General features: G+C 55.3%; 5 protein-coding genes. 4 read left to right on the top strand and 1 reads right to left on the bottom strand.

All coding sequences use genetic code 11. The features are described from left to right. A partial coding sequence (locus Q0Z94_RS11390) for a class I tRNA ligase family protein (protein WP_298069813.1) occupies positions 1–678 on the bottom strand: 678 nt, incomplete at its 3' end. Between the two features lie 216 nt (positions 679–894). On the opposite strand from Q0Z94_RS11390, the gene Q0Z94_RS11385 reads away from it, so the two are divergent. The 4 genes from Q0Z94_RS11385 to cas2e are packed head-to-tail and all read left to right on the top strand — an operon-like array spanning position 895 to position 3,249. Next, the gene (locus Q0Z94_RS11385) at positions 895–1,362 is read left to right on the top strand and encodes a type I-E CRISPR-associated protein Cas7/Cse4/CasC (RefSeq protein WP_298069812.1); all 468 of its coding nucleotides are present in this window, start codon (positions 895–897) and stop codon (positions 1,360–1,362) included. After that, entirely contained in the window at positions 1,359–2,051 is a 693-nt protein-coding gene (gene cas5e / locus Q0Z94_RS11380; protein WP_298069810.1) for a type I-E CRISPR-associated protein Cas5/CasD, read from the top strand. The genes Q0Z94_RS11385 and cas5e overlap by 4 nt, the downstream gene beginning before the upstream one ends. A gap of 51 nt (positions 2,052–2,102) precedes the next feature. Further along, positions 2,103–2,981: a type I-E CRISPR-associated endonuclease Cas1e gene (cas1e, locus tag Q0Z94_RS11375; protein WP_298069808.1), complete on the top strand. Its 879-nt coding sequence runs from the start codon at positions 2,103–2,105 to the stop codon at positions 2,979–2,981. Continuing rightward, the gene (gene cas2e / locus Q0Z94_RS11370) at positions 2,959–3,249 is read left to right on the top strand and encodes a type I-E CRISPR-associated endoribonuclease Cas2e (RefSeq protein ID WP_298069807.1); all 291 of its coding nucleotides are present in this window, start codon (positions 2,959–2,961) and stop codon (positions 3,247–3,249) included. Before cas1e ends, cas2e begins: the two co-directional genes overlap by 23 nt. The last annotated feature ends 582 nt before the right edge of the window (positions 3,250–3,831 follow it).

Below are 3,831 nucleotides of genomic sequence, written 5' to 3'. Positions count from 1 at the left end.
GGGGAAGACGTCCTTCAGCCGGGCGTCCGGCAGAGGGAAGCGTACATAGATGGAGGGCGAGCTGAGGTCGCGGTATTCCACTTCGGCCTCGGCCAATGCGGTTTTGCAGTGGCAACACCAGTAGATGGGCTTCTTGCTGCGCACCACGCTCCCGCGCTCCACAAAGGCGGCCAGTTCGGACGCGGTCACGGACTCGTAGGCCGGATCCATGGACATGTACGGATGCTCCCAGTCCCCGAGTACCCCCAGCCGCTTGAATTCCCGGCGCTGGATGTCGAGGAACTTCTGGGCGTACTGGCGGCAGCGTTTGCGGACAACGTGCGCGGGCAGATCCTTCTTCTTGTCGCCAAGCTCCAGCTCCACATTGTGTTCGATGGGCAGTCCGTGGCAGTCCCAGCCGGGAATGTAGGCAGTCTTCCAGCCCATGAGGTTACGGGACTTGATGATGATGTCCTTGAGAATCTTGTTCAGGGCCGTGCCCAGATGGATGTGCCCGTTGGCGTAGGGCGGGCCATCGTGCAGCACATAGCTCCCCCGTGAGCCTGAGGCGTCCTGCATACGCTGAAAGGCATTCACTTCTTCCCAGAACTTCAGCGTTTCCGGCTCCTTCTGAACCAGATTGGCCTTCATGGGAAAACCGGTAACAGGCAGATTCAAAGTCTTTTTATATTCAGCCATCAGGCTTCCTCCGGGCGCGTTCCCGCACCGCCTTGGTATAGACAGGACAGAGCCGAAAGGCGTCTCTCCGTGAATGACAGAAAAGGATATGTTTTCCTGCGTATGGCAGAAATGTCAAGTCTTATGGCGCAGTTTTCACGGATAAAGCCGGACAGACGCACCGTGCCCCTCTTCCTTCCGTTCCTGTCCGAAGCCTCGCCTGGAAAGGAGATTTTTTTGACACGGGCAAAAATCTTCAATAATATTCCGCTGTCTTCCCCACGCCCGTGGGGGTGTTTCTACAATGCCGCCACCTATTACCGCTACGTCAGTCTGGATCTTGGCCAGCTCGCCGACACCATCGGACTGGAAGATGTGGGCACGGCCGTGGAAGCCTTCACCAAGGCGTTGTACATCGCCGTCCCCTCGGCCCGCCAGACCACACAGACCGCGCTCTGCCCCTGGAACTACGCCCATGTCTACGTCCGCAAGGGGCAGGGAATGCAGGTCTGCTTCGATGAACCCGTCAAACCCCGCGGCGGTTATCTGGCTCCCAGCATCGAAGCCCTGGAGCAGCGCCTGGAACTTCAGGAACGCCTTGCCGGTTCTCTGTTCGGCAAAAAAGCGGACTTCGTTTTCGGTAAGGACGAAACCTTCACTATCGATGCCCTCGCCCAAGCTTTGGCGGAACAGGTTCGGCCATGAAGACGCTTCTGCTCTGGCTGGAAGGGCCGCTGCAGTCCTGGGGGACGGATTCCCGCTTTCAGCGCCGCACAACGCTGCCCTTCCCTTCCCGTTCCGGCGTTCTGGGTATGCTCTGCTGCGCCATGGGCCGCGGAGGTGAACAGCGCGAATGGCTGGCCAGGCTGCGCAGCCTTGATCAGTCTGTGCTGGCCTTTGCCCGCAAAGGCAGGGAAATCCTTGCAAGACAGTATCTGTGTGATTTCCAGATGGCCGGCAGCGGCTACGACACCAGCGATCCCTGGCAGGATATGCTTGTGCCAAAAACAAGAGACGGAAAGCGCCCCGTGGGTTCGGGTTCAAAAATGACCTTCCGCTACTATCTTCAGGACATGGCCTTTGCCTGTGCGCTGTCCATGCCTGACGATCTGGCCGAAGAAGCGGTTCAGGGTCTGCTGCACCCGATCTGGGCTATCTGTCTCGGCCGGAAGAACTGTACGCCTTCCGCCCCGGTGTTTGCGGGGCTGTTTGCAGACGAATCGGAGGCGATCTCCTCAGCACGGAGGCTGGCGGGAGAAAAAAGGACGGAAGTCTTCCGCGTGGTTCCCGGCGCAGATGAAGAGGGTGAGACCATGGCGCTCACCGACGTGCCCCTCTGCTTCGGTCTGCACAAAGAGTACGCAAGCCGCTATGTGACCGTCATCCTTTCATAAAAACTGGGGCGCTGCCGGAAAGGAAGGCGGCGCCCCTTCAGAGGAAAAAGCATGAACGATGCCGGACGCCGTCTGTTCATTCCCGTCACACGGGATACTCTGCCCCGCGTGTCTGAAAAATATCCCTTTCTGTATCTGGAACGGGGCAGACTGGAAATCGACGACAGCAGTATTAAATGGCTGGATGCCGATGGCAATCGGGTACGCCTGCCGGTGGCCACGCTGAACACCCTGCTGCTCGGCCCAGATACCTCCATCACCCACGAGGCCGTCAAGGTGGCCGCCGCGTCCAACTGTTCCGTCTGCTGGGTGGGAGAAGACAGCCTGCTTTTTTACGCGGCTGGAATACTTCCAACCGCCAACACCCGCAGGCTCCAGAGACAGGCTCGCCTGTCCTCCGATCCGAAGCTGTCTCTGGAGGTGGCCCACGCGCTGTTTGCCCGCCGCTTCCCTGAAGCCGATGTCAGCGGCAGGAGCCTTCAGGAACTCATGGGGATGGAAGGAAGGCGCGTACAACAGCTGTACGCAGAGATGGCGGAAACCTACCATGTCGGCTGGAAAGGGCGTTCCTACACGCCCGGCAGGTTCGAGCTGAGCGATGTGACGAACCAGATACTCACGGCCACCAACGCCGCGCTGTACGGCATACTGTGTTCCTGCGTCCACAGTCTGGGCTATTCGCCCCACCTGGGCTTCATCCATTCCGGCAGCCCTCTGCCCTTCATCTATGATCTGGCCGACCTGTACAAGCGCGAACTGTGCATTGATCTGGCCTTTTCCATGACACATACCCTGGCCGGGGAATACAACAAATATGCCGTGATGGATGCCTTCAGGACGCGCGTCATCGAAAACGGACTTCTGGAAAAAGTTCCCAAGGATCTGGAAGAACTGATAGGAGAAGACCGTGGTCGTCGTCATCGCCAATGACCTGCCTCCCGCTGTTCGCGGCAGAATGAAACTGTGGTTCGTGGAGCCTCGGGCAAACGTCTTTGTGTCCGGCGTCAAGGATTCCGTGGCACGCCAGGTTATCGACTACCTTCTGAAGAGCTGCCCTGCCAAAAGCGGACTTCTGATCTTCCAGCGTATCCCCGAAGCGCCGGGTTACAGGATCTACGGTTACGGCGATCCGCGCAGAAAGCTCATCGAATTGTCCGGCCTTCAGCTGGTGCTGGAAAAAGACCAGCCGCTGCCCTGAAGAAAAACGGCTTGTGCTGACTCTCACCTTTAACGTGCCGTGCAGTATTTTTTCTTTTTAAATCTCCAAAGAAAGCGGCGAAGCGGCTTCTCATACACGCCGAAAACTGCTATGTGAAGCCTGATACCACAGCATCTGTTGCGTTGAAAATACGATTTCATCCTTCTATTATTTGCGAATTACACGCTGGATTACTAGGTTTATACCCGATATTTTCATATATTATGATTTTACTATTACCTATTGTGTCGGTATAATCTATCCAATATATCATAATTTATGATTGCAATAGTCAAATTTACTGATCTAGTCTTTTAAATACATGGCAAAACAAAACTACTATGCTTATCTTTTACACTGTCACGGCAAACCCAAAAATATGATCAAAACAGCATTCCTATTCCTCATTCCAACCTCCTTTTGATTTGCTTCTGGTGCAGTTGTCAGACCGCACCTTTTTCTTAGCACATCAAAAGGAGTTTTTTATAATATACTTATAACTTTAAATTTTGGGGCTGTCCTAGCTAAGACTAATGTTTTGTCTGTTTTACCCAATAAGTTAGCTGAGTTAGGAGTTGTTTA

Source organism: uncultured Mailhella sp., from assembly GCF_947631555.1.
Lineage (GTDB): Bacteria > Desulfobacterota > Desulfovibrionia > Desulfovibrionales > Desulfovibrionaceae > Mailhella.
The sequence above is the reverse complement of the archived record's forward strand: the minus strand, read 5'-3'. Positions and strand labels throughout refer to the sequence as shown.